This window comes from Streptomyces sp. NBC_00637, assembly GCF_045161545.1.
Classification (GTDB): Bacteria; Actinomycetota; Actinomycetes; order Streptomycetales; family Streptomycetaceae; genus Streptomyces.
In genome coordinates this window covers 5,716,996-5,740,792 of sequence record NZ_CP109046.1, presented here as the reverse complement: position 1 = coordinate 5,740,792, position 23,797 = coordinate 5,716,996, and the positions used below count along the sequence as shown (strand labels likewise).

At 70.6% G+C, this 23,797-nt stretch carries 25 protein-coding genes; 10 read left to right on the top strand and 15 right to left on the bottom strand.

What is annotated here, in order from left to right; genetic code table 11:
* Positions 1-60 precede the first annotated feature (60 nt).
* Positions 61-1,206: a serine hydrolase domain-containing protein gene (locus OG440_RS25215; RefSeq protein WP_406009053.1), complete on the top strand. Its 1,146-nt coding sequence runs from the start codon at positions 61-63 to the stop codon at positions 1,204-1,206.
* A gap of 43 nt (positions 1,207-1,249) precedes the next feature.
* Here OG440_RS25215 and OG440_RS25210 read toward each other — a convergent pair whose 3' ends face one another.
* Entirely contained in the window at positions 1,250-2,548 is a 1,299-nt protein-coding gene (locus OG440_RS25210; protein WP_406009052.1) for an MFS transporter, read from the bottom strand.
* A 175-nt stretch (positions 2,549-2,723) separates the two neighbouring features.
* Between OG440_RS25210 and OG440_RS25205 the strand changes: the two genes are divergently transcribed.
* On the top strand, positions 2,724-3,659 hold the full coding sequence (locus OG440_RS25205; protein ID WP_406009051.1) for a LysR family transcriptional regulator: 936 nt from the start codon (positions 2,724-2,726) through the stop codon (positions 3,657-3,659).
* Positions 3,660-3,680: 21 nt separating this feature from the next.
* Here OG440_RS25205 and OG440_RS25200 read toward each other — a convergent pair whose 3' ends face one another.
* Together OG440_RS25200 and OG440_RS25195 are read right to left on the bottom strand one after the other, a co-directional pair.
* Positions 3,681-4,277, bottom strand: coding sequence for a TetR family transcriptional regulator (locus OG440_RS25200; RefSeq protein ID WP_406009050.1), 597 nt, complete (start codon positions 4,275-4,277; stop codon positions 3,681-3,683).
* A gap of 24 nt (positions 4,278-4,301) precedes the next feature.
* A complete protein-coding gene (locus tag OG440_RS25195; RefSeq protein WP_406009049.1) occupies positions 4,302-5,312 on the bottom strand; it encodes an aldo/keto reductase in 1,011 nt (336 codons plus the stop codon).
* A 176-nt stretch (positions 5,313-5,488) separates the two neighbouring features.
* Here OG440_RS25195 and OG440_RS25190 point away from each other — a divergent pair, with 176 nt between their 5' ends.
* On the top strand, positions 5,489-6,601 hold the full coding sequence (locus OG440_RS25190) for an endonuclease/exonuclease/phosphatase family protein (RefSeq protein WP_406009048.1): 1,113 nt from the start codon (positions 5,489-5,491) through the stop codon (positions 6,599-6,601).
* On the opposite strand, the gene OG440_RS25185 is transcribed toward OG440_RS25190, so the two are convergent.
* Positions 6,580-6,861 carry a DUF397 domain-containing protein gene (locus OG440_RS25185; RefSeq protein ID WP_406009047.1) on the bottom strand — a complete coding sequence of 94 codons (282 nt, stop codon included), beginning with the start codon at positions 6,859-6,861 and terminating at the stop codon, positions 6,580-6,582. The genes OG440_RS25190 and OG440_RS25185 overlap by 22 nt on opposite strands.
* Positions 6,843-7,685, bottom strand: coding sequence for a helix-turn-helix domain-containing protein (locus OG440_RS25180; RefSeq protein WP_406011452.1), 843 nt, complete (start codon positions 7,683-7,685; stop codon positions 6,843-6,845). The genes OG440_RS25185 and OG440_RS25180 overlap by 19 nt, the downstream gene beginning before the upstream one ends.
* A 165-nt stretch (positions 7,686-7,850) precedes the next feature.
* On the opposite strand from OG440_RS25180, the gene OG440_RS25175 reads away from it, so the two are divergent.
* Positions 7,851-8,258 carry a hypothetical protein gene (locus tag OG440_RS25175; protein WP_406009046.1) on the top strand — a complete coding sequence of 136 codons (408 nt, stop codon included), beginning with the start codon at positions 7,851-7,853 and terminating at the stop codon, positions 8,256-8,258.
* Positions 8,259-8,318: 60 nt separating this feature from the next.
* Here the strand turns inward: OG440_RS25175 and OG440_RS25170 are convergent, their stop codons facing one another.
* The gene (locus OG440_RS25170) at positions 8,319-9,701 is read right to left on the bottom strand and encodes a glycine--tRNA ligase (protein WP_406009045.1); all 1,383 of its coding nucleotides are present in this window, start codon (positions 9,699-9,701) and stop codon (positions 8,319-8,321) included.
* Between the two features lie 173 nt (positions 9,702-9,874).
* Between OG440_RS25170 and OG440_RS25165 the strand changes: the two genes are divergently transcribed.
* Genes OG440_RS25165 through OG440_RS25150 form a run of 4 tightly spaced genes read left to right on the top strand, consistent with a single transcriptional unit; the run spans position 9,875 to position 13,041 of the window.
* The gene (locus tag OG440_RS25165) at positions 9,875-10,834 is read left to right on the top strand and encodes a metal ABC transporter substrate-binding protein (protein WP_406009044.1); all 960 of its coding nucleotides are present in this window, start codon (positions 9,875-9,877) and stop codon (positions 10,832-10,834) included.
* Positions 10,835-10,862: 28 nt separating this feature from the next.
* The gene (locus OG440_RS25160; RefSeq protein ID WP_406009043.1) at positions 10,863-11,669 is read left to right on the top strand and encodes a metal ABC transporter ATP-binding protein; all 807 of its coding nucleotides are present in this window, start codon (positions 10,863-10,865) and stop codon (positions 11,667-11,669) included.
* Positions 11,669-12,571 (top strand): metal ABC transporter permease, encoded by a 903-nt coding sequence (locus OG440_RS25155; RefSeq protein WP_406009042.1) that lies wholly within the window; start codon positions 11,669-11,671, stop codon positions 12,569-12,571. Before OG440_RS25160 ends, OG440_RS25155 begins: the two co-directional genes overlap by 1 nt.
* Positions 12,572-12,630: 59 nt before the next feature.
* The gene (locus tag OG440_RS25150; RefSeq protein ID WP_327314940.1) at positions 12,631-13,041 is read left to right on the top strand and encodes a transcriptional repressor; all 411 of its coding nucleotides are present in this window, start codon (positions 12,631-12,633) and stop codon (positions 13,039-13,041) included.
* A 198-nt stretch (positions 13,042-13,239) separates the two neighbouring features.
* Here the strand turns inward: OG440_RS25150 and OG440_RS25145 are convergent, their stop codons facing one another.
* Together OG440_RS25145 and recO are read right to left on the bottom strand one after the other, a co-directional pair.
* The gene (locus tag OG440_RS25145) at positions 13,240-14,091 is read right to left on the bottom strand and encodes an isoprenyl transferase (protein WP_406009041.1); all 852 of its coding nucleotides are present in this window, start codon (positions 14,089-14,091) and stop codon (positions 13,240-13,242) included.
* A gap of 47 nt (positions 14,092-14,138) precedes the next feature.
* Complete coding sequence (gene recO / locus OG440_RS25140) at positions 14,139-14,888, bottom strand: DNA repair protein RecO (RefSeq protein WP_406009040.1); 750 nt, start codon at positions 14,886-14,888, stop codon at positions 14,139-14,141.
* Positions 14,889-15,143: 255 nt separating this feature from the next.
* On the opposite strand from recO, the gene bla reads away from it, so the two are divergent.
* On the top strand, positions 15,144-16,046 hold the full coding sequence (gene bla, locus OG440_RS25135; RefSeq protein WP_406011451.1) for a class A beta-lactamase: 903 nt from the start codon (positions 15,144-15,146) through the stop codon (positions 16,044-16,046).
* Positions 16,047-16,073: 27 nt separating this feature from the next.
* Here bla and OG440_RS25130 read toward each other — a convergent pair whose 3' ends face one another.
* The 6 genes from OG440_RS25130 to OG440_RS25105 are packed head-to-tail and all read right to left on the bottom strand — an operon-like array spanning position 16,074 to position 22,668.
* The gene (locus OG440_RS25130; protein ID WP_406009039.1) at positions 16,074-17,036 is read right to left on the bottom strand and encodes a hypothetical protein; all 963 of its coding nucleotides are present in this window, start codon (positions 17,034-17,036) and stop codon (positions 16,074-16,076) included.
* A 51-nt stretch (positions 17,037-17,087) separates the two neighbouring features.
* Positions 17,088-18,053 (bottom strand): SCO2521 family protein, encoded by a 966-nt coding sequence (locus OG440_RS25125; protein ID WP_406009038.1) that lies wholly within the window; start codon positions 18,051-18,053, stop codon positions 17,088-17,090.
* Position 18,054: 1 nt separating this feature from the next.
* Positions 18,055-19,053, bottom strand: coding sequence for an SCO2522 family protein (locus OG440_RS25120; protein ID WP_406009037.1), 999 nt, complete (start codon positions 19,051-19,053; stop codon positions 18,055-18,057).
* A complete protein-coding gene (locus OG440_RS25115; protein ID WP_406009036.1) occupies positions 19,050-19,970 on the bottom strand; it encodes an SCO2523 family variant P-loop protein in 921 nt (306 codons plus the stop codon). The genes OG440_RS25120 and OG440_RS25115 overlap by 4 nt, the downstream gene beginning before the upstream one ends.
* Positions 19,971-19,972: 2 nt before the next feature.
* Complete coding sequence (locus OG440_RS25110; RefSeq protein WP_406009035.1) at positions 19,973-21,832, bottom strand: SCO2524 family protein; 1,860 nt, start codon at positions 21,830-21,832, stop codon at positions 19,973-19,975.
* Between the two features lie 50 nt (positions 21,833-21,882).
* A complete protein-coding gene (locus OG440_RS25105; protein ID WP_406009034.1) occupies positions 21,883-22,668 on the bottom strand; it encodes an SCO2525 family SAM-dependent methyltransferase in 786 nt (261 codons plus the stop codon).
* 177 nt (positions 22,669-22,845) lie between these two features.
* Between OG440_RS25105 and OG440_RS25100 the strand changes: the two genes are divergently transcribed.
* Entirely contained in the window at positions 22,846-23,307 is a 462-nt protein-coding gene (locus OG440_RS25100; RefSeq protein ID WP_406009033.1) for a GNAT family N-acetyltransferase, read from the top strand.
* Here the strand turns inward: OG440_RS25100 and OG440_RS25095 are convergent.
* Positions 23,297-23,749: a protein phosphatase gene (locus OG440_RS25095; protein ID WP_406009032.1), complete on the bottom strand. Its 453-nt coding sequence runs from the start codon at positions 23,747-23,749 to the stop codon at positions 23,297-23,299. The two genes, OG440_RS25100 and OG440_RS25095, sit on opposite strands and share 11 nt — an antisense overlap.
* Positions 23,750-23,797 lie beyond the last annotated feature (48 nt).

Here is a 23,797-nt window from a genome sequence, read left to right as displayed (position 1 = left end):
CCGACCGCTCCGGGAGTCGTAAGGACGACGAGCAGCAATCGCACCGGAAGGCCGGCCCCCATGAGCGCTCTGCACGAGACCCTGCGACGGTATGTCGACGACGGCACCGCACCAGGGGCGGTGGGCCTCGTGGCCCGCGGTGACTCGGTGGAGGTGGTGACCGCCGGTTCGCTGGATGTCGAGGGCACCGCCCCGATGGACCGGGAGTCCCTGTTCCGGATCGCCTCGATCACCAAGCCGGTCACGGCGGCGGCGCTGCTGATGCTGGTGGAGGAGGGGCGGATCGCCCTGGACACGCCGGTGGCCGAGTGGCTGCCCGAGCTGGCGGACCCGGTCGTGGTGCGTACGCCGTCCGCGCCCGTCGACGACGTGGTCCCGACGGCCCGGCCGATCACGGTCGAGGATCTGCTGAGCTCCCGCCCCGGCTGGGGCTTCCCCGCCGACTTCACGCTCCCGGCGGTGGGGGCCCTGTTCGGCGTGCAGAAGGACGGCCGGGCCCCGCAGGCCTACCCGGACCCGGACACCTGGCTGACGGACCTGGCCCGCGTCCCCCTGCTGTACCAGCCGGGCGAGGCGTGGCTGTACGGCACGGCCTCCGACCTCCAGGGCGTTCTGATCGCCCGGGTGTCCGGCCGCACGCTTCCCGGGTTCCTGGCGGAACGGATCTTCGAACCGCTGGGCATGAAGGACACCGCGTTCGAGGCCCCGAAGGAGAAGCGGGACCGTTTCACCACCGCCTACCGTCCGGACGGCGCCGGCGCCCTGGAGGTGGCGGACACCCCGGACGGCCAGTGGAGCGGCGTCCCGGCCTTCCCGTCGGGCGGCGGCGGGCTGGTGTCCACGGCCGACGACTATCTGGCGTTCGCCCGTCTGCTCCTGAACGGCGGCGAGGCGGGCGGCCGCGCTCTCCTCTCGCCGACGTCGGTGATGCGCATGACGACCGATCACCTGACGCGACAGCAGAGGGAGTCGGGCGCGCTGTTCCTGGAGGGCCAGGGCTGGGGCTACGGCGGCTCGGTCGACGTCTCCCCCGTCGACCCGTGGAACGTGCCCGGCCGCTACGGCTGGGTCGGCGGCACGGGAACGACGGCCCACATCGTCCCGCAGACGGGCACGGTCACGATCCTGCTCACCCAGGTGGCGATGGAGAACCCGACGCCGACGCCGTTGATGCGGGACTTCTGGCGGTGCACGGCCGCTACCTGACCTCCGGGCGACCCCCCGGGCTGCCCGGACGCGGTCCCGGCGATCACCGGCCGCCGGGATTCGGCGTCTGCTCCGGGGTCTGCTCCGGCTCCGGTGCCCGCACCTGCTCCAGGTCCTGCTCCGGCTCGGAGGGCGGTGCTGCCGTGCGGCGGGGCAGCAGCAGCGGGGTCGCCAGCAGGAGCACGCCGGTCAGGCCGATGGCCGTGCGTGGGCCGAGCAGACCGCCCAGGACGCCCCAGACGGCCGTCAGGAGCGCGGTCGACGCCTTGGTCGTCACCGCCCAGGCGGACAGGGTGCGGGCGACCCGCCCGGTCTCGGTGCGCTCGAGGCGGTAGGTGGCGCAGACGGGGTTGAAGACCCCACAGCAGAAGATGAGCCCGAGTTCGACGCCCACCACCAGCAGCAGCCCGCCGGCGCCCGGCCCGAGGAAGGCCAGGCCGACGGGCCAGATCGCGCGCAGCGCCCCCGATCCGACCAGGACCCGCCGTTGCCCGAACCGGGTGACGAGCGGCCGGGCCAGCCGCGATCCGAGCAGCCCGCCGATCGAGGGCGCGGCGAAGGCCAGGCCGTACTGCCAGGGCGCGAACCCGAGCGGGCCGAGCATCAGGACGGCCAGCAGCGGCTGGGCGGCCATCACCAGGCCGTTGAACAGGGCGGTGTTGAAGAACAGCGGACGCAGCGTCGCGTCGGCGAGGATGTACCGCCAGCCGTCGAGCAGGTCCCCGGCCCGCATGCGCGGGGCGTCCCGCCGCTCGGCCGGCGGCTCGTGGCCGCCCATGGCGCGGATGCCGAGCGCCGAGAGCAGGTAGCTGACCGCGTCGGCCACCACCGTCGCCACCGGGCCGAGGAGCCCGATCGCCGCGCCGCCCAGCGGCGGTCCGATGATCGTGGTCGTCCAGGAGGTGGACTCAAAGCGGGCGTTGGCGACGAGCAGGTCCTCGGCCGGCAGCAGTGTCTTCAGGTACGCGCCGGAGGCGGCGCGGAAGGTGATGTCGGCCGCCGCGACGACGACCGACACCAGCAGCAGCTGCAGGAAGGTGAGGACGTCGAGCGCGTACGCGGCGGGGACCGTCAGCAGCGCCGCGAACCGCACCAGGTCCATCGCGATCAGCACCGGCCGCTTGCGGCGGAACTCCACCCACGGGCCGAGCGGCACCGCCACGACGGCGCCCACCGCGGCCCCCGCGGAGGAGAGCGCGGCGACCTCGGCCGGTCCGGCGTGCAGCACCTGGATGGCGATCAGCGGGAACGCGCCGAAGGCGAGCCAGGTGCCGAGCGCGCTGGTCCCGTACGCCCCCCACAGCCACCCGAACGGTCGCCCCAGCCGGTGCCCGCTCCTCATGCCCGCCGCCCCTCGCCGCTCACCACTGAGCTCTCACCACCGGGCACTCGCCCCTCGCCCTGGCCCGCACAACCGATCCGCGATCGGAATCATCCAAGCGGGCACCGCACACGGGGATCAAACAACCGCGGGACCGCCTGAGCACAACCAACGGTTGTTTCTCTAGGGTGTCGGCATGGACCTCGATACCGTCCGGACCTTCGTCGCCGCCGTCGACGCGGGGCAGTTCCAGGAGGCCGCCGCCGAGCTGGGCGTCACCCAGCAGGCCGTCTCCAAACGCATCGCCGCGCTGGAGCGCACCCTCGGGGTGCGGCTGTTCACCCGCACCCCGCGCGGCGCCGAACTCACCATCGACGGGCAGGCGTTCCTGCCCCACGCCCGCGAGCTGCTGCGTGTCACCGAGCGGGCGACAGCGTCCGTACGCACCGGCCACCGGCCGCTGCGCGTCGACGTGATCGCTTCACGGGGCGCGGCGACGGGCCTGATGCGCGACTTCCACGGGGCACACCCCGGGATCGACCTCGACGTGGTGATGCTGTTCGAGATCGAGACGGCGCTCGCCGCCCTCCGGTCCGGCACGATCGACGCGTCCTTCCGCGCCGTCGCGGCGCCCGGCCGGCCGCTGCCCGAGGACATCGAGTCCGTCCGGGTGCTCGACGAGCCGCTCCAGCTCCTCACCGGCCCCGCCCACGCGCTGGCGGGCGCCAGGTCCGTGCCCCTCGCCCGGCTCGCCGGGCACCGGATCTGGATGCCGGGCCTCGCCCCCGGAACCGAGTGGACCGCCTACTACGACGACCTCGTCGCCGAGTTCGGCCTCACCATCGAGGCGACCGGCCCGAACTTCGGCTCCGACGCCCTCCTCGACACCATCGCCGACACCCCCGCCCTGGCCACCTTCATGGGCGGGCGGACCCGCCTCGTCTGGCCCGTCGGCCACGGCCTGCGGCTCATCCCGGTGACCGACCCGACGCCCGTCTATCCGCACTCGCTCCTGTGGCACCGCGACAACCCCCACCCGGCGCTGGCCACCCTCCGCGCCCACCTCGCCGCCACCTCGGCCGGCCACGACGTCGCCGGGGCCTGGACACCGGGCTGGGTGACGCCACGCTGAACGCCGCCGGGTCCGCGCAGGTCAGGCCGCGGCCCGCAGCCCCCGCAGCAGCAGGTCCACCAGCGCGACGAAGTCCTCCTGCGCCCCCGGTCGCTCCCACACCCGGCTGTAGCCGGGGTCGTGGAAGCGGCCGGTGGCGTGGAAGACGGCGACCGCGGAGACCCTCGGGTCCGGGGCGGTGAAGGCGCCGGACGCGATTCCCGCCTCGATGATCCGGGTCAGCTGGCCGGTCAGGTCGGCGAGGTGCTCGCCGACCGCCTCGCCCGTCTCCTGGGTCAGCACCATGTAGGTGGCGAACAGCTCGGGGTCGTCGCCCGCCTTGCGCCGCTTGGCCTCGAAGAGCGCCGCGAGCCAGTCGCGCAGCCGGGTCTCCGGCGCGCGCGTCTCGTCGGCGGTGATGCCGGCGAGGTTCTCGGACGTACGGTCCAGCCACCGTTTGGTGACCGCCTCGCGCAGCGCCGCCTTCGTCCGGAAGTGCCGGTAGACGCTGCCGTGACTGACACCGAGCGCGCGGGCCACGTCGACCACGGTGGCCTTGGCCGGGCCGTGGCGGCGCAGCACCTCCTCGGTGGCTTCGAGGATGCGCTCGGCGGTCAGGGCCTCGGACGTCGGTGACATGGTCAGACCGTACCGCCGGGCCGGTCAGCGCTCGCTGTCGAGGTGGGCCATCGCGGCGGCGGAGTAGCGGTCACCGGCGGCGGCGTCGGCCGGAACGGCGTCCTCGATCGCGGCGAGGTCGGCGGTGTCCAGGACGACCTCCAGGGCGCCCAGCGACTCCGCCAGCCGCTCCCTGCTCCGGGCACCGATCAGCGGCACGATGTCCTCGCCCTGGGCCAGCACCCAGGCGATCGCGATCTGCGCGACGGAGACGCCCTTCTGCTCCGCGATCTTCCGCAGGGCCTCCACCAGGTTCAGGTTGTGCTGGAGGTTGCCGTCCTGGAAGCGGGGCGAGTAGGCCCGGAAGTCGTTCGCGGCGAGCTTGCGGTCGGCGGTGAAGTGCCCGGAGATCAGCCCGCGCGACAGCACGCCGTACGCCGTGATGGAGATCCCCAGCTCACGGGTGACCGGCAGGATCGACCTCTCGATGCCCCGCGAGATCAGCGCGTACTCGATCTGGAGGTCGGCGATCGGAGCGGTGGCGGCGGCCTTGCGGATCGTCTCGGCGCCGACCTCGCTGAGGCCGATGTGCCGGACGTACCCTTTCTCGACCAGCTCGGCGATCGCGCCGACCGTCTCCTCGATCGGTACGTCGGGGTCGAGCCGGGCGATGCGGTAGACGTCGATGTGGTCGACGCCGAGGCGCTGGAGGGAGTACGCGGCGAAGTTCCGCACGGCCGCCGGACGGCCGTCGTAGCCGCTCCAGCCGCCGTCCGGGTCGCGCAGCGCGCCGAACTTCACGCTCACCTGCGCCTGTTCGCGGCGCGCGGCGGGAGCGGTGCGCAGGGCTTCGCCGATCAGCAGCTCGTTGTGGCCCATGCCGTAGAAGTCGCCGGTGTCCAGCAGCGTCACGCCGGCTTCGAGGGCGGCGTGGATCGTCGCGATCCCCTCGGCCCGGTCGGCGTCGCCGTACAGCGCGGACATGCCCATGCAGCCGAGGCCGAGGGCGGAGACCTGGGGACCGGTGGTGCCGAGGGAACGGGTTCGCATCGTCATGCACGCCAGTCTGGCATGACAGCTGACAGATTTCAATATCTGTCAGCTGTCATCTGTTACTCGTCCGGTCGACGGAGCCCGCACACGGAGGACAATGAGAGATGTCGGTGCGCAGTCACCCCGGCGGCGCCTGCCGCCGACCGAGCGGCCCTTCTGCGCCGCCATGGAGGCCTGCCATGAGCATCCGCATCGCCACCTTCAACACGGAGAACCTCTTCCGCCGACCCACGGCCTTCCGTCTCGAGGACGCGGCGGCACGCAAGACCATCCTCGACGACTACGCCAGGCTGGTCGCCCTCCTCGACCTGCCGGTGTACTCAGCCGACGACAAGGCGAAGATCGCCGGGCTCATCGAGAAGCACCGGGCGTACGAGATCGACCCGAAGGACCCGCCCCCGATCTACGTGAACCAGTCCCGTCCGGGCAAGGACTCCGGACTGTTCAAGCCGCCCGGGCCGGGCAAGCACCCCCGCATCGACGTCACCGCCAACGGCCGTTCCGCGTGGGCCGGTTGGGCCGAACTGGGGCAGGACGACCTCGATATGGACGCGGTCCGCAACACCGGCCGGGTGGTCTCGGAGATCGACGCCGACATCCTGCTCACCGTCGAGGTCGAGGACCGGCTCACCCTGGAGCGCTTCAACACGCAGGTGCTCGCCGGAGCGCTCGACCGGCGGCCGTACCCCTACGTCATGCTGATCGACGGCAACGACAGCCGGGGCATCGACATCGGGATCTTCAGCCGGCACCCCATCACGTCGGTCCGGTCCCACCTCTCGGAGACCAACCCGGACCGTCCGAACCAGCGCCTCTTCAGCCGCGACTGCCCGGAGTTCGAGATCCGGCTCAACGGCACGCCCCTGGTGATCCTGGGCAACCACCTGAAGAGCAAGTCCCAGGACGACCCGGAACTGCGGCTGGCCCAGGCGAAGCGGGTGGCGGAGATCTACCGGTCCGCGCTGGAGCGCACCCCGCACGTCATCGTCGCCGGTGACCTCAACGACCATCCGACCAGCGACGCCGCCGCAACGCTGGAGGGCACGGGGCTGCGGGACGTGATGAGTCACCGCTCCTATCGCGGACTGCCCGGCACGTTCGGCGAGTGCAAGAGCGAGCGGGACAAGATCGACTACCTTCTGCTGTCGCCGGAGGTGTGGCAGGAGGTGCAGCAGGTCGGTCTGGAGACCCGTGGCATCTTCGCGGACGGCATCAAGTCCTTCGACACCGTGACCTCGAAGGTCGACGCGGCCTCCGACCACGCCGCGCTCTACATGGACGTCGACCTGTAGGCACCGACGAATCGGCTCCAGGCTTCCGGACCGAACGCCAGCACGCCCCGGCCCGGGTCCTTGCTGTCCCGGACCGGGACGAGGGAGGTCACGCCGTCGGCGACTTCGAGGCAGGCGCCGCCTTCCGAGTTGCTGTAGCTGCTCTTGCGCCAGGCGGCGGCGCTGAGGAGGTCGTCGGAGACCTCGACACAGTTGCCGCCATCCGTGTTGCTGTAGGAACTCTTGCGCCACGTGACACTGCTCAGGTCGATGGCTCGCACGGCACTACCTCCAAGATGCGCAAGATGAACGTCCGCGACTCAGCAGGGCTCAATGGCAGGTCACGAATCCCATCGTATCTGCGCTGCAATCCCTCAACCTTGCCTGTTTCCTCGACCAGTTCACCTCGCACAACGTTCTCTGTATAGGCCACAGTGCGGCCGTCCGACAGCCGCAAGAACGTCACAGGGGCGTCCATCAAGCCGTGCAGTCCGGTGCCATGCGGCAGCACATACAGAGTGACGTTCGGTTGCTCCGACGCCTCCAGCAGGTACTCCAGTTGCCCCCGCCACTCCTGACAACCGCGCAGCGAATTCCGTAGCACCGCCTCGGACAGGATGATGCGGAACGGCGGCGCCTCATCCCCCTCCAGCACCTTCCGTCGCCCGATGCGCGCCTCGATCTGCTGGTCGAGCTCTTCCCCCTTGAGGCCGCCCTCGGCGAGCAACTCGCGTGCATACTCCGGGGTTTGCAGCAACCCATGGATGGTGCCGCCCCCGTAGTGCCACAGGCTGATCGCCTCCGCCTCCAACACCATGTACCGCCGATACTGCTCCTTGAACTGCGAAGGGTCCGCCACCGCCAGCTCCCACAGCGTGAGCAGCATCGGAGTCGTGCCGTAGTGCTGGTCGAGCGCTTCGACGATCTCCGGGCTGCCCAGGCTCTGGCCGCCCTCCATCTTCCCGAACGTCGAGGCGTTCCAGCCCAGCACCACTTCCAGCTGCCGCAGGCTGTCCCCCTTCTCGGTCCGCAGTGAGCGCAGTTCCTCGGCGAACCGTCTCCGAGGTTCCTGGCTGCGTCCCGTGATCACCCGCCTCGACGGCATCTCACCCCTCCGGAATTTGTGGAATATGCGCTGCCCGACGACGCCCAGCCCCACGTCAGCGGCGTGCCGACCCCGGTCGCGGGTCATCCTGACGACGACCCCCACCACGCAGAGTAGCCCAACTGTCACAATTAGTATGTAAGTTGGGTGAAAGGAGCGAAAGACATGTACGACACGCAGCATGAGCCGGGCGCCCTGCTGTACGACCCCGCGACGGACAAGGTCGGCGAGTACCAGGACCGGTCCGGCCCCTACGCGATGCTGCGGCCGGTCGGTGGCGGCCGGGAGTGGCAGGCGGACCCGGCGGCGCTGCGGCCGGCGACCGCCGAGGAGCGGCTGAGCGCGGGCGTGCGGGCGGTGAACCGGCGGGCTCGGACCGACGCGCCGTTCCTGGTGGGCATCGGCACGCCCCGCCCGCCCGTGCCGGAGCCGGACTGCGCCGAGTGCGACGACCTGGCGTCACGGCGCGAGAGCGCCCGGGCCGCGCACGACCGCAGCGCGGAGACGGACGCGAACGTGCTGCTGCGGAGCCACCAGGGGCGCGAACACCCGCGGCGGGAACACCGCGAATGACGAGTGCCGGGCCCCCGAAGGGACCCGGCACTCGTCAGGCGATGCGGAAGGAACGCGAGGTCAGCAGCCGATCAGGCGGCCGGCGAGGTAGCTCTCGATCTGGTCGAGGGACACCCGCTCCTGCTTCATCGAGTCACGCTCGCGGACGGTGACCGCGTTGTCGTCCAGGGTGTCGAAGTCGACGGTCACGCAGTACGGCGTGCCGATCTCGTCCTGACGGCGGTAGCGGCGGCCGATGGCGCCGGCGTCGTCGAACTCGATGTTCCAGTTCTGACGCAGGGCGGCGGCGAGGCCCTTGGCCTTGGGCGACAGCTCCGGGTTGCGGGACAGCGGCAGGACCGCGACCTTCACCGGGGCCAGGCGGTGGTCGAGGCGCAGCACGGTGCGCTTCTCCAGCTTGCCCTTGGCGTTGGGCGCCTCGTCCTCGATGTAGGCGTCGAGGAGGAACGCCAGCATCGCGCGGCCGACACCGGCCGCGGGCTCGATGACGTAGGGGGTCCAGCGCTCCTGGGCCTCCTGGTCGAAGTAGGAGAGGTCCTGGCCGGAGGCCTTGGCGTGGGCGGAGAGGTCATAGTCGGTGCGGTTGGCGACACCCTCCAGCTCACCCCACTCGTTGCCGCCGAACTGGAAGCGGTACTCGATGTCGGCGGTGCGCTTGGAGTAGTGGGAGAGCTTCTCCTTGGGGTGGTCGTACCACCGCATGTTCTCCTCGCGCATGCCCAGGCCGGTGTACCAGTTCCAGCGCTGCTCCATCCAGTACTCCTGCCACTTCTCGTCCTCGCCCGGCTTGACGAAGAACTCCATCTCCATCTGCTCGAACTCGCGGGTGCGGAAGATGAAGTTGCCGGGCGTGATCTCGTTGCGGAAGGACTTGCCCATCTGCGCGATGCCGAACGGGGGCTTCTTGCGCGAAGTGGTCTGCACCTGGGCGAAGTTGGTGAAGATGCCCTGGGCGGTCTCGGGGCGCAGGTAGGCGATGGAGCCGGTGTCCTGCGTGGGGCCGAGGTGGGTGGAGAGGAGACCCGAGAACTGCTTGGGCTCGGTGAACTGGCCCTTGTTGCCACAGTTGGGGCAGTTCACGTCCGCCAGGCCGTTCTCCGGCAGGCGGTTGTGCTTGGCCTCGTACGCCTCTTCCAGGTGGTCCGCGCGGAACCGCTTGTGGCAGGAGGTGCACTCGGTCAGCGGGTCGGAGAAGGTGGCGACGTGGCCGGAGGCCACCCAGACCTCGGGGGCCAGGATGACGGACGAGTCGATGCCGACCACGTCCTCGCGCGACGTCACCATGTAGCGCCACCACTGGCGCTTCAGGTTCTCCTTGAGCTCGACACCCAGCGGTCCGTAGTCCCAGGCGGCCTTCTGGCCGCCGTAGATCTCACTGCACGGGAATACGAAGCCACGGCGCTTGCTCAGGCTGACGATGGTGTCGATCTTGTCGGCGGCCACGGTGCTCTCTTCATAACGACGACGGGCGACGAAGCGAGATGCGCTTCCAGAGAAGACTTCAGGGTACCGGCGGGGACTCCCCCTCGACCAAATCGGATCCCTACCCAGACCCTTACCCAGCCGTTACCAGGCCTTGTTGACAACGGTTTCCATATTTGTTGAAAATGACTGTCATGAACGTACGACGACGACTCATATCCGGCACCGCGGTCGCGGCGGCCACCGCCCTCGGCCTGGCCACCCTCTCCGCCTGCTCCTCCGACAGCGCGGCCGCGGCCAACACGGACAAGTTCGACGTCGTCGCGTCGTTCTACCCGATGGCCTTCCTCGCCGAGCAGATAGGTGGGGACCATGTGAACGTCACGAGTCTCACCGAGCCCGGCCAGGAGCCGCACGACCTGGAGATCAGCGCCCGGCAGACCGCCGCACTCCAGGAGTCCGACGCGGTGCTCTACCTCAAGGACCTCCAGCCCTCCGTCGACGACGCGGTGGCCCAGTCCGAGATCAAGACCAAGATCGACGCCGCCTCGCTCACCACGCTGGAGAAGCACGGCAACGAGGTCGGCGGGCACGCGGCCGAGCACGACGACCACGAGAACGAGGAGCTCTCCGGCCTCGACCCGCACGTCTGGCTCGACCCGGTGCGCTACGCCCAGGTCGCCGAGGGCGTCGGCAAGGCCTTCGAGAAGGCCGACCCGGACCACGCGGCCGACTACAAGACCAACACGGCCGCCCTCGTGAAGAAGCTCGACGCCCTGAACACATCGTTCGAGGACGGGCTGGCGAACACGAAGACCAAGGTCTTCGTCACCACCCACGCCGCCTTCGGCTACCTCGCCGAGCGCTACGGCCTGACCGAGGAGGCCATCAACGGCCTCGACCCCGAGTCGGAGCCCAGCGCCGCCCGCGTGAAGGAGCTTGAGAAGATGGCCAGGGCCGACGGCGTCACGACCGTGTTCTACGAGACGCTCGTCAGCGACAAGACCGCGAAGACCATCGCCTCCGACGCCAACCTCAGGACCGACGTCCTCGACCCGATCGAGGGCATCACGAAGAAGTCCCGCGGCACGGACTACTTCTCGGTCCAGGAGGCGAACCTCGAGGCGCTGAAGACAGCCCTGGGAACGAAGTGAATCTCCAGTGATCTCTACGGAGGGCGTCATGGACGCGAGCGTCACCGGCGCGAAGGCCGAGTCCGTCCCGTCGGAATCCGTCATCTCCCTGCGCGGGGTCCGCGCCGAGCTGGGCTCGCGCCCGGTGCTGCGGGGCGTCGACCTCACCGTGCGGCGCGGTGAGGTCGTCGCCCTGCTCGGCGCGAACGGCTCCGGCAAGTCCACCGCCGTACGCACCGTGATCGGTCAGGTCCCGGTGAGCGCGGGCGAGGTCGGGCTTTTCGGCACCCCCCAGCGCCGGTTCCGGGACTGGGCACGGATCGGATACGTGCCGCAGCGCACGACGGCCGCCGGCGGGGTCCCGGCCACGGTGACGGAGATCGTCTCCTCGGGCCGCCTGTCCCGCACCCGTTTCGGCGTCTTCCGCAAGGCCGACCGGGAAGCCGTACGGAACGCCCTGGACCTCGTGGGCATGGCCGACCGGGCCAGGGACAACGTCGACGCCCTCTCCGGCGGCCAGCACCAGCGCGTGCTCATCGCCCGCGCGCTGGCCGCCGAACCCGAACTGCTGATCATGGACGAGCCCATGGCGGGCGTCGACCTGGCCAGCCAGGAGGTCCTCGCGCACACCCTGAAGGACCAGGTCGCGGCCGGTACGACGGTCCTGCTCGTGCTGCACGAACTGGGCCCCCTGGAGCCCCTGATCGACCGGGCGGTCGTCCTGCGCGACGGCTGCGTCCTGCACGACGGCCCGCCCCCGCGCGCCGTCGGCCAGCACGCCCTGCCCGGCCACGACCACGTACACCCGCACGCACCCGCGGGCGCCGAACCGATCCGCACGGGACTGCTGAGCTGATGGACTTCCTGAACTACGCCTTCATGCAGCGGGCGCTGCTGGCCGCCGTCCTGGTCGGCATCACCGCTCCCGCCGTCGGCATCTACCTCGTCCAGCGCCGCCAGGCCCTCATGGGCGACGGCATCGGCCATGTCGCGATGACCGGTGTCGGGCTGGGCTTCCTGCTGTCCTGGTCCCCGGTGTGGATGGCCACCGCCGTCTCGGTCCTGGGCGCGGTGACCATGGAACTGATCCGCTGGTACGGCAAGACCCGCGGCGACATCGCCCTCGCCATGCTCTTCTACGGCGGCATGGCCGGCGGCGTGATGTTCATCAACCTCGCGCCCGGCGGCTCGAACGCCAACCTGACCTCGTACCTGTTCGGGTCGCTGTCGACCGTCTCCGAGTCGGACGTCACGGCGATCTGTCTGCTCGCGGCCTTCGTGGTCGTCGTCACCGTCGGCCTGCGCCGCCAGCTCTTCGCGGTCAGCCAGGACGAGGAGTTCGCCCGGGTGACGGGCCTGCCGGTCCGCGCGCTGAACCTGCTGACGGCGATCACGGCGGCGGTCACCGTGACGGTGGCGATGCGGGTGGTGGGCCTGCTGCTGGTGTCGGCCCTGATGGTGGTCCCGGTGGCGGCGGCCCAGCAGCTCAGCCGCAGCTTCGCCGCCACGTTCGCCATCGCGGTCGCGATCGGCGTGACGGTGACCATCGGCGGCACGGTCACCTCGTACTACCAGGATGTCCCGCCCGGGGCGACGATCGTCCTGCTGACCATCGCCGCGTTCATCGCGCTGAGCGTGCTGGCCGCTCCGCTGGCCCGCCGCCGCGCCCGCGCGCTGGCGGCGGCGCAGCCCGCCGGCGACCCCGCGGAGTGTGCCATTCCGGCCACCCGGGCGGCGGGGGACGAGGTCGGCGTCTGACCGCGCACAGCCGGGACTGGCACAATGGCCCGGCAAGCCGCAGACGTGAGGAGGCAACGGTGACAACCGCTGGACCGCCCGTGAAGGGCCGTTCCACCCGGCAGCGTGCCGCCGTCGCGGCGGCGCTCGACGAGGTCGACGAGTTCCGCAGCGCCCAGGATCTTCACGACATGCTGAAGCACAAGGGCGACTCGGTGGGCCTGACCACCGTCTACCGCACGCTCCAGTCCCTCGCCGACGCGGGCGAGGTCGACGTCCTGCGCACCTCGGACGGCGAGTCGGTGTACCGCCGGTGCTCCACCGGCGAGCACCACCACCACCTCGTCTGCCGCGTCTGCGGCAAGGCCGTGGAGGTGGAGGGTCCGGCGGTGGAGAAGTGGGCCGAGGCCATCGCCGCGGAACACGGCTACGTCAACGTGGCCCACACGGTCGAGATCTTCGGCACCTGCGCGGACTGCTCCGCGGGTTGACCGGTTGCACGGTACGGACCGGGTGGGGTGACCGGCCCTGGGGGCTACGCCCCCAGACCCCCGCTTCGGCCTGAACGGCCTCGTCCTCGATCGCCGGACGGGCCGGATTCACTCGGCCACGCCCGAAGCAGCTCTCCAGTTCGGTCCAGGACGGACCGGCCTCCGGCAGCGTCGACGGGCCGGGGGAACGCACCGAGGTTACGAGGTGACCTCCTGGTCCGGAGTCTTCCCCTCCATGGCCAGGAGTTCCTCGTTCGTGACCGCGCCGCCGAAACGGCGGTCCCTGGACGCGAACTCGACGCACGCCCGCCACAGGTCGCGGCGGTCGAAGTCGGGCCACAGGACGTCCTGGAAGACCAGCTCCGCGTACGCGCTCTGCCAGAGCAGGTAGTTGGAGGTGCGCTGCTCGCCGCTCGGCCGCAGGAACAGGTCGACGTCCGGCATGTCCGGGTAGTACAGGTACTTCGCGAGGGTCTTCTCGGTCACCTTCGACGGGTCGAGCCGGCCCGCCTTCACATCCTCGGCGAGCGCCTGCGCCGCGTCCGCGATCTCCGCCCGGCCGCCGTAGTTCATGCAGAAGTACAGGGTGAGACGGTCGTTGTCCTTGGTCTGCTCCTGGGCGACCTGGAGCTCCTTGGCGACCGACTTCCACAGCTTGGGCATCCGGCCCGCCCAGCGCACCCGGATGCCGAGCGCGTCGAGCTGGTCGCGGGACTTGCGGATGAAGTCGCGGTTGAAGTTCATCAGGAAGCGGACCTCGTCGGGCGAGCGCTTCCAGTTCTCGGTGGAGAAGGCGTAGAGCGAGATGTTGCGCACGCCCATCTCGACCGCGCCCTGGAGCACGTCGAGGACCTGCTCGGCGCCGACCTTGTGCCCCTCGGTGCGGGGCAGCCCGCGCTCCTTGGCCCAGCGGCCGTTGCCGTCCATGACGATCGCCACATGCTCGGGGACCAGCTCGCCCGGAAGCTTCGGCGGGCGCGCGCCGGACGGGTGCGGCTCCGGCGTCCTGTACTCGCGACGCTGCCGCCCCAGGAACCCGCGTACGACCATGTGCCTCTCGTCTCCTCTGACTTTCGCCTGCTTGTTTCTCGGCGTGCTTATTTCTCTACGTACCTGAGCGAGCGCAGCCCGCGCTCCAGGTGCCAGTGCAGGTAGGCGGACACCAGCCCGCTGCCCTCCCGGACGTACCGCGCCTCGCTCGCGTCCGCCGTCTCCCAGTCTCCCGTGAGCAGCGCGCCCAGCAGGACCAGGGTCTGCGGCGAGGGTACGACGCTGCCGGCCACCCGGCAGTCGACGCAGACGGAGCCGCCGGCCGCGACGGAGAAGAACCGGTTGGGTCCCGGCATGCCGCACTTGGCGCAGTCGCCGAAACTGGGCGCGTATCCGTTGACGGCCAGCGACCGCAGCAGGAACGCGTCGAGGACGAGGTGCGGGGCGTGCTCGCCGCGGGCCAGGGTGCGCAGCGCCCCGACGAGCAGCAGGTACTGCTGGACGGCCGGTTCGCCCTCGTGGTCGGTGAACCGCTCGGCGGTCTCCAGCATGGCCGTCCCGGCGGTGTAGCGGGCGTAGTCGGTCACGATGGCGCCGCCGTAGGGAGCGATGATCTCGCTCTGCGTGCACAGCGGCAGCCCGCGTCCGATCAGTTCGCTGCTGCCCCGCGCGAAGAACTGCACGTCGACGTGGGAGAAGGGTTCGAGGCGGGCGCCGAACTTGGACTTCGTCCGCCGTACCCCCCGGGCCACGGCCCGCACCCGGCCGTGCCCGCGCGTCAGCAGCGTGATGATGCGGTCGGCCTCGCCGAGTTTCTGGGTCCGCAGGACGATGCCGTCGTCCCGGAAGAGACTCATCGGGCACCGCCGGGGGCGGCCTGCCGGGGGTGCGGCAGACCGCGGTCCGCCGCACCCGGCTGCCGGGTGGGGGCCACGTCGCCGTCGTCGCGGAACAGGCTCATGCGCCCATTCTCGCCTACGCGGCGGGGGCGGTGTGCCCGCCCGCCGCGATCCCCCGGACCGGTGCCTCGCGACCAGGGGCGACGCAACCGACGAGGGCGTGGAGACGTCCGTCACGGAGGAGAACATGATCCTCGACGGACGGAGAGAACGATCTCAAGCTCGCACCTTTCCCCCAGTCCCTCCCGCCGCACCCTGCTGACGGCCGGCGCGGCCGGCGCCGCCGTCCTGCTCACCGCGGGCCCCGCCGGCGCGACCACCGGCCCCGCCGACGACCCCGTGACCGCCCGCCTGCGCGACCTGGAGGCGGGACACGGCGCCCGCCTCGGCGTGTTCGCGCACAACGTCCGCACCGGGCGGACCGTCCGCCACCGCGCCGACGAGCGCTTCCCGGTCTGCTCCCTGTTCAAGCCCCTGGCGGTGGCGGCCGTCCTGCGGGACCTGCCCGAGGCGACGCTGGAGCGCCGCGTGTACTGGACGGCGGCGGACGTGGTGGAGAACTCCCCCGTCACCCAGGAGCACGTGGCCGACGGCCTGACCATCGCCGAGTTGTCCGCCGCGGCCATCCAGCGCAGCGACAACACCGCCGGCAACCTGCTCCTGCGCGAGATCGGCGGCCCCGCCGCGCTCACCCGCTTCGCGCGCTCCGTCGGCGACCGCGTCACCCGCCTCGACCGCTGGGAGCCGGACCTCAACTCGGCGGAACCGGACCGGATCACCGACACCACCAGCCCGGCGGCGATCGGCCGCACCTACGCCCGCCTCGTCCTCGGCAAGGCGCTGGCCCCGGCCGACCGCCGGCGCCTGACCGACTGGATGCTCGGCACCGTCACCAGCGCCAACCGCTTCCGCGCCGGGCTCCCGCCGACCTGGACGGTCGCCGACAAGACCGGCGGCGGCTGGTACGGCGCGAACAACGACGCCGGAGTCGCCTGGACCCCGGACGGCGCCCCGGTCGTCCTGGTGGTCCAGCTCACCAAGCCGGCCCGGGACGCGGCCTACGACCACGAACTGATCGTGGACACGGCGAAGGTGCTGGCGGAGACGCTGGGCTAGCGCCCTCGGTCCTCCCCCGGTCCGCCCTCAGTCCGCCCTCAGCCGGACGCTGTCGGGGACGCCGTTCGGGGAGGTGCCCGGGGCGGCGGCCTCCCACAGCTGGTCGAACCGGCGGATCAGGGGCTGGACCTCGTCGGCCCGGGCGTTCACCGTCGTCGAGGTGTTCACGCTCAGCTGGTCCGCGTGGATCTCGTACGACAGCACCCCGTCGAAGACGATGCAGTCGATCATCTTGCCGCGGCGCAGATAGAGCGGGAGCTCCTCCAGCGCCACGACCCGGACCTGGATGCCCATCTCCCGCTGCTCCGCGCAGATGGGTTCCAGGGCGGCCAGTTCCTCGGGCCGCTTCACGATGAACAGGCGCCGGACCGAGATGTGCCGTTCGAGGATCGCCTCGCGCTGGGCGGTCAGATAGCGTCCCGCCGGCTCGGTGTTCCAGAACCCGTCGTCGACGACGGTGGTGCTGATGGCGTCGATGCTCGCCCTCGCGCACTTGGTGAGGGTCAGGAGCCAGTCGTGGTTCTCGCCCGCGCACTCGGCGGTGAGGTTGGTGAAGTCCTCCATCTGCGCGGCGAGCCGGTCGATCTCCGTATGCGCGAACTCGTGCAGGATGTCGGGCCCCATGGACACGACCTTGGTGGCGTGCTCGGCGAGCCTCGGCACCCCGTCGCCGCGCAGTTTCTCCACCTCGGTGAAGAGCTTCGTCGCCTCGCCTATGTCGGCGAACCGCTTGTCCACCGACTCCCTGAGATCGCCCAGCTGGCTCACGAAGGACGCCAGGAACTGCACGATCAGCACGATGCCGCCGCACAGCACGGACAGGACGAGCTGCCACGGGCCGTCCTCCTCGGACGGTCCGACGACGTTGGTGAGCAGGTAGACGCCGCCACCCGCCACCACGGTGATCAGGATCTTCTGCGTCACATGCCGGGCGCCGTCACCGTGTGGGACCCGGTCGCCCCGGAAGTTCGGATTCGTCGGTGCATGCATCTCTCTTTCTCCCCCCGTCGGGATGCTGCGCGAGCAGATGTCGTGTTGCTGTCAGGACAGGGCCGGCACCTCACCCCGGACGGGGTTCCGCAGTGCCAGCTGGTCCCGGATGCGCTGTGCCATGGTGTTCCACTGTCTGCTGAATCCAGGGTGGCGTTCCAGCTCCTCCCAGGGTGTGCTCAGGGCACGGTCCAGGCGTGCCTGCGGCATCCACAGGTGCAGCAGGTGCTCGACCAGCGGACGCAGGACCTTCATCGTGGCCGCCTGGTTCTCGGAGCCGGGCGGCAGGCCGTCGAGCTTGTCCCCGACGGTCGTCAGCAGCCAGTCGTGCAGTGCGAGGTCCTCGCACAGCGCGGCCGCCGCCACGGGTGTGGTCCCGCGCGGCAGCCGCAGCTCGACGATCCGCAGGCCCGCGCCGAGCTCGGTGAAGAGCGCCGAAGCCGGTTCGCCGTCGTCGGCCGGTGACGCCGTCCAGCGCAGGCTGGTGTCGGTCGTGGTGAGCGGGGCGTCGTGGTCCAGGAGGTCGTGCCGGCGGGAGATCCTCGCCAGCAGACTCTCGGCGATGGAGCCGACGTCCAGCTGGTCCTGCTGATGTCCGGTCAGGAAGCCCTCGGTGACGGACTTCACGGGCAGCCTGCCGACCGGGACCAGGTAACCGGGCCGGACCAGGTAGTACCCCCAGGGCCGGCGCCGGTCGGGGCCGCCGGCCGGGGCGGAGAAGTACGCCGTCGACTGCAGGACGCGGCCCTCGACGAGTCCCGCGTGCGCCGCGACGGTGCCGACCGCGCGGACCTTGGCGCCGGTGGCGGTGGGCAGCCGGCAGTCGACGCCGGTGAGGACGTCCGGGGAGAGGGCGTGCCGGTTGGGACGGCGGGAGGTCCGGACCGGTTCGTCGGCGCGCAGCCGCAGCAGCCGCACGGCGGTCCGCTCGTCCACCGCCCTGCGGGTGGGCAGCAGACAGGTCCGCACCTCACCGCAGGTGAGGACGGGACCGGAGGCCGTGCCCAGGCCGCTCATGTCACAGCCCCGGCGGGAACACGTAGGACGTGCGGTCCACGACGCCCGCGGGCACCGGGAAGCCCTCGCCCGCGGACCGCTCGGCGACCTGTGCGAGCGCCTCGGCCTCGACGTGGACCTGGTCGAGGATGACGCGTACGGCGTGCTCGACGGGCAGGAAGCGGCTCGGCAGGACGCTGCACGTGACGTAGGCGGCGAAGGGCGTCGCGGAGGGGTTGAGCTGGAGGACGGGCGGCAGCGCGTCCCACTCGGCCGGGAAGTCCTCGCCCTGCCACCGGGTGGGGGTCAGCACGGCCGCGCCGTTGTCCCGCAGCAGCCCGAGCCGGACCAGTTGCCAGACGGAGGCCAGGAAGGCGCAGGACCAGGTGCGCGCGTCCTCGGGCCCGTTCCACAGTTCGACGTCCAGGAACACGGAGTGGCCGCGCGCCTCGGTCTCGCTCGGCGGCTGCCAGACGCCGGTGGAGTCCAGGGCGGCCGAGGTCCGCTGGGAGGGGGCCCGGCGGCCGTTGGTGAGCCAGCCGGTCCGGCCGACGGGCGGACGGAAGCCGTTGCTGCCGGGCGGCGGTGACTCCACCAGCCGGTGCAGGACGGCCTCGGCGAGTTCGGCCCGGTCGCGGTGGCCGGAGCCGCCGGGGGCGAGGGCGTGGCCGGCGCAGCCCGACTCGCGGGCCAGGTAGTCGATGGTCAGCCCGGCCTCGGCCGCCGCCTCCAGCAGGGGCGGGATCAGCTCGGCGGGGGTGGACAGCCGGGAGAAGTAGTCGTCGATCAGGAAACAGGTGCTGATCCGGGGCCGGCGGCCCGGCGGCAGCGGGCCGAGACCGGCGCGCGCGGCATCCACCCAAGGCCGTACTCCGGCGAAGTGCCGACGCAGCCGGTCGGCCCCCTCGGAGAAGTCCTCCATGTACAAGTGGCCTAATTCCAGGGAGAGATGGGAGAAGGGCACGGATTCGGTGCGCGGGTCGGCGCTGCTCTCGCGGAAAACGGTGCCCGGCCCCGTCACAACTGCCCCCAGAACTTGTCGTCGGTCAGCCGCTGCGCGAGATCCCCGATGGCCTGCCAGGTCTCGTTGTTGGCGATCCTGCGGTCGTGCACGTCCTCGTCGGTGATGAGGCGTTCCTGCCACTGAAGGACGGGTTCCAGCGGAATGGACGCCAGCACCCTGGTTCTGCCGATGCCCCGGCCGGCCGCGAGTTCCTCGAGTTCCTTGTCGCACTGCCTCATCCACGCGTACTGCGCGGGCGAGACCTGGGACCACAACGGCGACTCCAGATCGGGTACGGCGGCGCGGACGAACCTGATGGCGCCGCCCAGCACCTCCGGGTCGTGACCGATGGCCGTACCGGCTTGCACAATGCCCTGTTTCCCGAATACGAGTTCGGCCGCCGCCATGACGTGCTGACGGGTCCACCGGTGATAGACGAGCCAGCGGTTCTTGAGCCGGCCGAGCCCGCCCCGGGGCGAGGTGGCGGCGAGGGCCAGATCCATCGCATAACTGCGTCCGGCGCTCAGGTCGATGATGATGACGTCGAATTCGCGTTTCAGCCGCAGGACGAGATCCACACAGCGGTGCAGGTTCTCCTCGTCGGTGACGAATTCACCGGCCGTGCGGTCGCCGGGCAGCAGCACCAGCCGCCCGGACCCGCCGGGCCTGCCGCGCAGGACGGGGTGTTCGGTGCGCGACCAGACGTCGACCCGCAGCGGTTCGCCCGTCTTGCCCTTCAGATAGGAGTGCAGGCCGCGCCCCTCGGCCTCGGAGAGGACGTCGGGCAGGTCGAACACGGCGGCGGCGGTGGGCGAGCCGAAGTCGAAGTCCAGGTAGCAGACGTCGTCCCCGTCCAGCGCGCGGTGGTACGCGAGGTTGGCGCTGGTCACGGAACGGCCGGTGCCTCCCTTGTCGGAGGCGGCGAAGACGAGCACCCTCACACCCCCCGGGCGTCGGCGCCCCGCGCGCGGGCCAGGGCGTAGAGCCGGGCCAGGACGCCGAGGGCGAGCGAGTGGGCGGTGCCGGGCTGTTTGTCGACGAGCTGACGGGCGCGGCGCAGGTCGGCCTCGATGCCCTTGATCTCTTCTCCCTGGGGGCTCTTGGGAGCGGGGGCGGGCTGCTCCAGCTGCTCCTTGCCGAACAGGTGGGCGGCCTCGCTGAGCGCCGCCTGGGCGAGGAGGGTCATCTCGGAGCTGCGGATCGGGTCCTGCGCGTAGAGGGCGTGCGCGGCGACCATGCACTCGGTGACGCGCTCGGTGATGCTCCACGACAACGGTCCCGTGCGCACCGGTGACTCGGGGTAGACGGCGTGCACGTTGTCCCACAGGCCGACCCCCTCGCCGTCGCTGATGCGACGTGCCCAGAGGTGGTCGAGGATGTTCTCGGCGAGGGTGAGCAAACGGTCCTGCGAGCTGATGTTGCGTGACAGCGAGCAGAGTTGGACGGTCCGCTTGAGCAGCTGCGCGGAGAAGTCGCCCATCGTCCACTTCATGGCCGGACCGATCTCCTCACTGCCCAGCAGCGGGAGGGTGACTCCGGGGTTGTGCAGACCGATCGCCGGGTCCTCCCGGGCCGTGCGGCTGGTGATGCGGCCGCGTTCGGCGAGGCGTTCCATGACGGCGACGGTCCGGGTGAGGTCGTCGTCGGTGGCACGGCGACGCACCAGGTCGTGGACGAGGATCGAGGCCACGGACAGGGAGAAGTACTCCGACTCCAGCTGCTGGAGCGTGGTGCGCCAGGGGATCTCCTCCAGCGGCCAGGTGGCGGCGTCGAAGCGGGCGATGCCCGACCAGTACTGCTGGGTGATCTCCCAGCGCAACCGCAGGGCGTCGGCCAGTTTCTGCTGCTCGGCGGTGAGCAGACCGAGGACGAGGGTGCGCTCGGAGGACAGGTCGGGGATGCCGTCGAGGGCGACGACGGTGAAGTACAGGTAGGGCACGGCGTGGGCGACGCCCTGGGGCTGCTTGCCGATGTCCTGGGCGGTCTGCGCCTCCACCTCGACCTCGGGGGCGCCCTTCACCAGGCTCCAGGCCCAGCCGCACTCGAAGAGCCGGTTCTCGTTGCGCAGTTGGTCGGCGACATCGGTGTCCAGGCCGAGGGTGACGCTCTCGCTGATGAGGGCGCGCAGCGACTTGAACCGGTCCTGGAAGCGTTGCAGGACCTGGCGGTCGGAGAGCCGGCCGCGGCCGAGCAGCCGGGCGAGCGCCTGCCCCTGCTCGGAGGCGATGTCGACGACGTTGACGGTGAAGGAGCGCAGCAGGCTGACCATGGCCGCGGTCAGGCGGGCGCTGGTGGCGTCTCTGAGCTTGTCGATGCGGGCCAGGGTGCTGGCCCGCTGGGTCTTGCCCCGGTACACCTTGAGGAAGCCGAGGGTGGCCAGGCAGAGGGTGATCGACATGGAGTAGGAGTCGACGACTCCCACTTCCGCCTGCTCCTTGGAGAGTTCCTGCTCGGGGTCCTCCGGGGCGAAGTAGTAACCGCCGGCGAAGGTGGGGCTCTCCTCGCCCCGGTGGTTCTCCATGAAGTCGCCGAGGATCTCCACCAGGTTCATGGGGATCTCGCTGGAGTCACCCGCGTTCCGAAGGGCCCTCTCCACGTCCAGTTGTGTGGTGTCGGGGTCGTCCAGGCGGAACGGCTCGATTTCGGTGGCGGGGTACAGAAGGCAGAGCAGACGCTCCGCGTCGGCGACGCTGCTGCGGCCGCCGTATTCGCCCCACTGCCATTCTCCGTTGTCGAAAGAATGGCGGGCGATGGCCTGCCACACCTCGAGCAGGTTCTGTCTCGGCTTGATCTGCATGCCCATTCCCCTCGCACAGGCCCGTCACCTTGTGAAAGAACTCCGACAGCTCATTCGTCGCGCCGCTCTTTCCGTTGCCCGCAGGCCAGGATCATACCGGTATAGCCGTCCCGTACAAGTTGCTTGGGATTGGCTGTTCGGTGAATCTCCACATGGTCCGCGTAACCACCGAGAACCGCCCGCACTTCCGCTTCGTCGATATCGCGTGCGGGGAATTCGTGGGCCCCGACACGGTATCCTTCGGAATGTTCCATGAAGGCGGCGGCGAACGGCGCACCGGAATTCAGAGAGTTCATGAAGCAGCCCACCCCCCGCCGGAATTCGGCGAGCGAGGTGGTGATGGATTCGGCGACGAAGAACATCGTCCCGAGGTCCCAGCGGCGCGTGTCGGCGCAGAGGTCGAAGAGACTGCCCGGCTCGGGCTGCTGGACGGCCTCCTTGAACCGGACCCGGGGCGTCATGTCGAGCGTGGCATATGCCTCGTCCTTGCACAGGACGTTCCAGAACTGATCCCAATGGGGGGCATAGTCGGGGCACTGCTTCCGGAGGTAGTCCAGATTCCGCGCGGACCGCTCGAGGAGCGTGATCCGGTCGCACCAGGGAAGCATGGCCAGGGCCGGATAGAGATTGGGACCCGCGCCGACGTCGATACCGGAAGCCACCCGCCCGCGACCTCGGAAGTGATCACTGAAGTGATCGCGCACATGGGAGAGGATCTCCTCGTCCACGGCCTGCATCTCGAGGTAATTGTGGCTGATGTACAGGCCGGGATCGAAGTCGTCCCAGAGCACATCGCCATTCAGTTTTTGCTCAGCGGCGGGCGGTACCGAGGTCATGATTCAGCGTAGCAGGACGCATGGGTCTTGAAGGAGTGGGTGCACGGAGCAATGATGGAGATCAGGTACGCAAATCGCACTGGCTGCAATTCGATTTGTCGACATTCACAAGGGGACTGCATGACTCCTCTTCCCGGAGATCGTTTTCCGTCGGGCACCGGTTCGATAATGAGCCAGATGTCCGGAGAAAGACCCTTACGGATCAGAGCGGTCACCGAGGCGGATCTACCCCATATCGTGCGCCTCGATGCCGACGCCTTCCCGCACGGCCCCTACCCCTACTTCGTGCTGCGCCAACTCCTCGCCGCCTGCACCGACCTCGTCTACGTCGTGGACGACGGCACGGACCTCTACGGATACGTGCTCGGCACCTCGCCGAACGAAGCGCAGAGCTGGGTTCTCAGCCTCGCCATCACCCCGGGACTGCGCGGAAAGGGACTGGGCCGGCAGCTGATGACGAAACTGCTCGGCCTGCTGCGGACGAAGGGCGCCCATTCCGTCCGGCTCTCCGTGGAGCCGCGCAACGACTCGGCCATCGCGCTGTACCGCTCCCTGGGCTTCGTCCCCGACCCCGGCGGCCCCCGCGTGGACTACTTCGGCCCCGGCGAGGACCGTCTCCTCATGACGCTCACCCTGTGAGTCCCCCGAACCCCCGCACATACCTGCGCTGCCAGGGCGTCTCCACCGCACGCCGGTCGTAGTGGCGGCGGACGTACTCCACCGCCGCGCCCGGCGGTACGCCGTCCAGGACCGCCAGGCACGCCAGGGCCGTGCCGGTGCGTCCCCGGCCGCCGGCGCAGGCGATCTCCACCCGGTGCTCGGCCGCGCGGCGCCACGCCTCGGTGAGCACCGCGTGGGCCTCCGCGCGGTCGCCGGGGAGGCGGAAGTCGGGCCAGCGGAGCCAGCGGGACTCCCAGGGCGGCCGTGGGGGCCGCCCGCCGAGGAGGTAGACGCCGTACGCGGGTGTGGGGGCCGTGGGGTCGAGGGGGCGGCGCAGGCCGCGGCCGCGGACCAGGCGGCCGGACGGCAGCAGGAGCACCCCGGGCTCACCCTCACGCCAGGCCCACGCGTCACTTCTCATCACCCCATTCGAACGCTGTCACGGGGGACGGGCAACCGATTCGGCGCA

What these genes read in the sequence shown, in the direction of transcription:
- OG440_RS25215 (WP_406009053.1), top strand. Translation starts at nt 61, where the DNA reads ATGAGCGCTCTGCACGAGACCCTGCGACGGTATGTCGACGACGGCACC.
- OG440_RS25210 (WP_406009052.1), bottom strand. Translation starts at nt 2,548, where the DNA reads ATGAGGAGCGGGCACCGGCTGGGGCGACCGTTCGGGTGGCTGTGGGGG.
- OG440_RS25205 (WP_406009051.1), top strand. Translation starts at nt 2,724, where the DNA reads ATGGACCTCGATACCGTCCGGACCTTCGTCGCCGCCGTCGACGCGGGG.
- OG440_RS25200 (WP_406009050.1), bottom strand. Translation starts at nt 4,277, where the DNA reads ATGTCACCGACGTCCGAGGCCCTGACCGCCGAGCGCATCCTCGAAGCC.
- OG440_RS25195 (WP_406009049.1), bottom strand. Translation starts at nt 5,312, where the DNA reads ATGACGATGCGAACCCGTTCCCTCGGCACCACCGGTCCCCAGGTCTCC.
- OG440_RS25190 (WP_406009048.1), top strand. Translation starts at nt 5,489, where the DNA reads ATGAGCATCCGCATCGCCACCTTCAACACGGAGAACCTCTTCCGCCGA.
- OG440_RS25180 (WP_406011452.1), bottom strand. Translation starts at nt 7,685, where the DNA reads ATGCCGTCGAGGCGGGTGATCACGGGACGCAGCCAGGAACCTCGGAGA.
- OG440_RS25175 (WP_406009046.1), top strand. Translation starts at nt 7,851, where the DNA reads ATGTACGACACGCAGCATGAGCCGGGCGCCCTGCTGTACGACCCCGCG.
- OG440_RS25165 (WP_406009044.1), top strand. Translation starts at nt 9,875, where the DNA reads ATGAACGTACGACGACGACTCATATCCGGCACCGCGGTCGCGGCGGCC.
- OG440_RS25160 (WP_406009043.1), top strand. Translation starts at nt 10,863, where the DNA reads ATGGACGCGAGCGTCACCGGCGCGAAGGCCGAGTCCGTCCCGTCGGAA.
- OG440_RS25155 (WP_406009042.1), top strand. Translation starts at nt 11,669, where the DNA reads ATGGACTTCCTGAACTACGCCTTCATGCAGCGGGCGCTGCTGGCCGCC.
- OG440_RS25145 (WP_406009041.1), bottom strand. Translation starts at nt 14,091, where the DNA reads ATGGTCGTACGCGGGTTCCTGGGGCGGCAGCGTCGCGAGTACAGGACG.
- recO (WP_406009040.1), bottom strand. Translation starts at nt 14,888, where the DNA reads ATGAGTCTCTTCCGGGACGACGGCATCGTCCTGCGGACCCAGAAACTC.
- OG440_RS25130 (WP_406009039.1), bottom strand. Translation starts at nt 17,036, where the DNA reads ATGCATGCACCGACGAATCCGAACTTCCGGGGCGACCGGGTCCCACAC.
- OG440_RS25125 (WP_406009038.1), bottom strand. Translation starts at nt 18,053, where the DNA reads ATGAGCGGCCTGGGCACGGCCTCCGGTCCCGTCCTCACCTGCGGTGAG.
- OG440_RS25110 (WP_406009035.1), bottom strand. Translation starts at nt 21,832, where the DNA reads ATGCAGATCAAGCCGAGACAGAACCTGCTCGAGGTGTGGCAGGCCATC.
- OG440_RS25105 (WP_406009034.1), bottom strand. Translation starts at nt 22,668, where the DNA reads ATGACCTCGGTACCGCCCGCCGCTGAGCAAAAACTGAATGGCGATGTG.
- OG440_RS25100 (WP_406009033.1), top strand. Translation starts at nt 22,846, where the DNA reads ATGTCCGGAGAAAGACCCTTACGGATCAGAGCGGTCACCGAGGCGGAT.
- OG440_RS25095 (WP_406009032.1), bottom strand. Translation starts at nt 23,749, where the DNA reads ATGAGAAGTGACGCGTGGGCCTGGCGTGAGGGTGAGCCCGGGGTGCTC.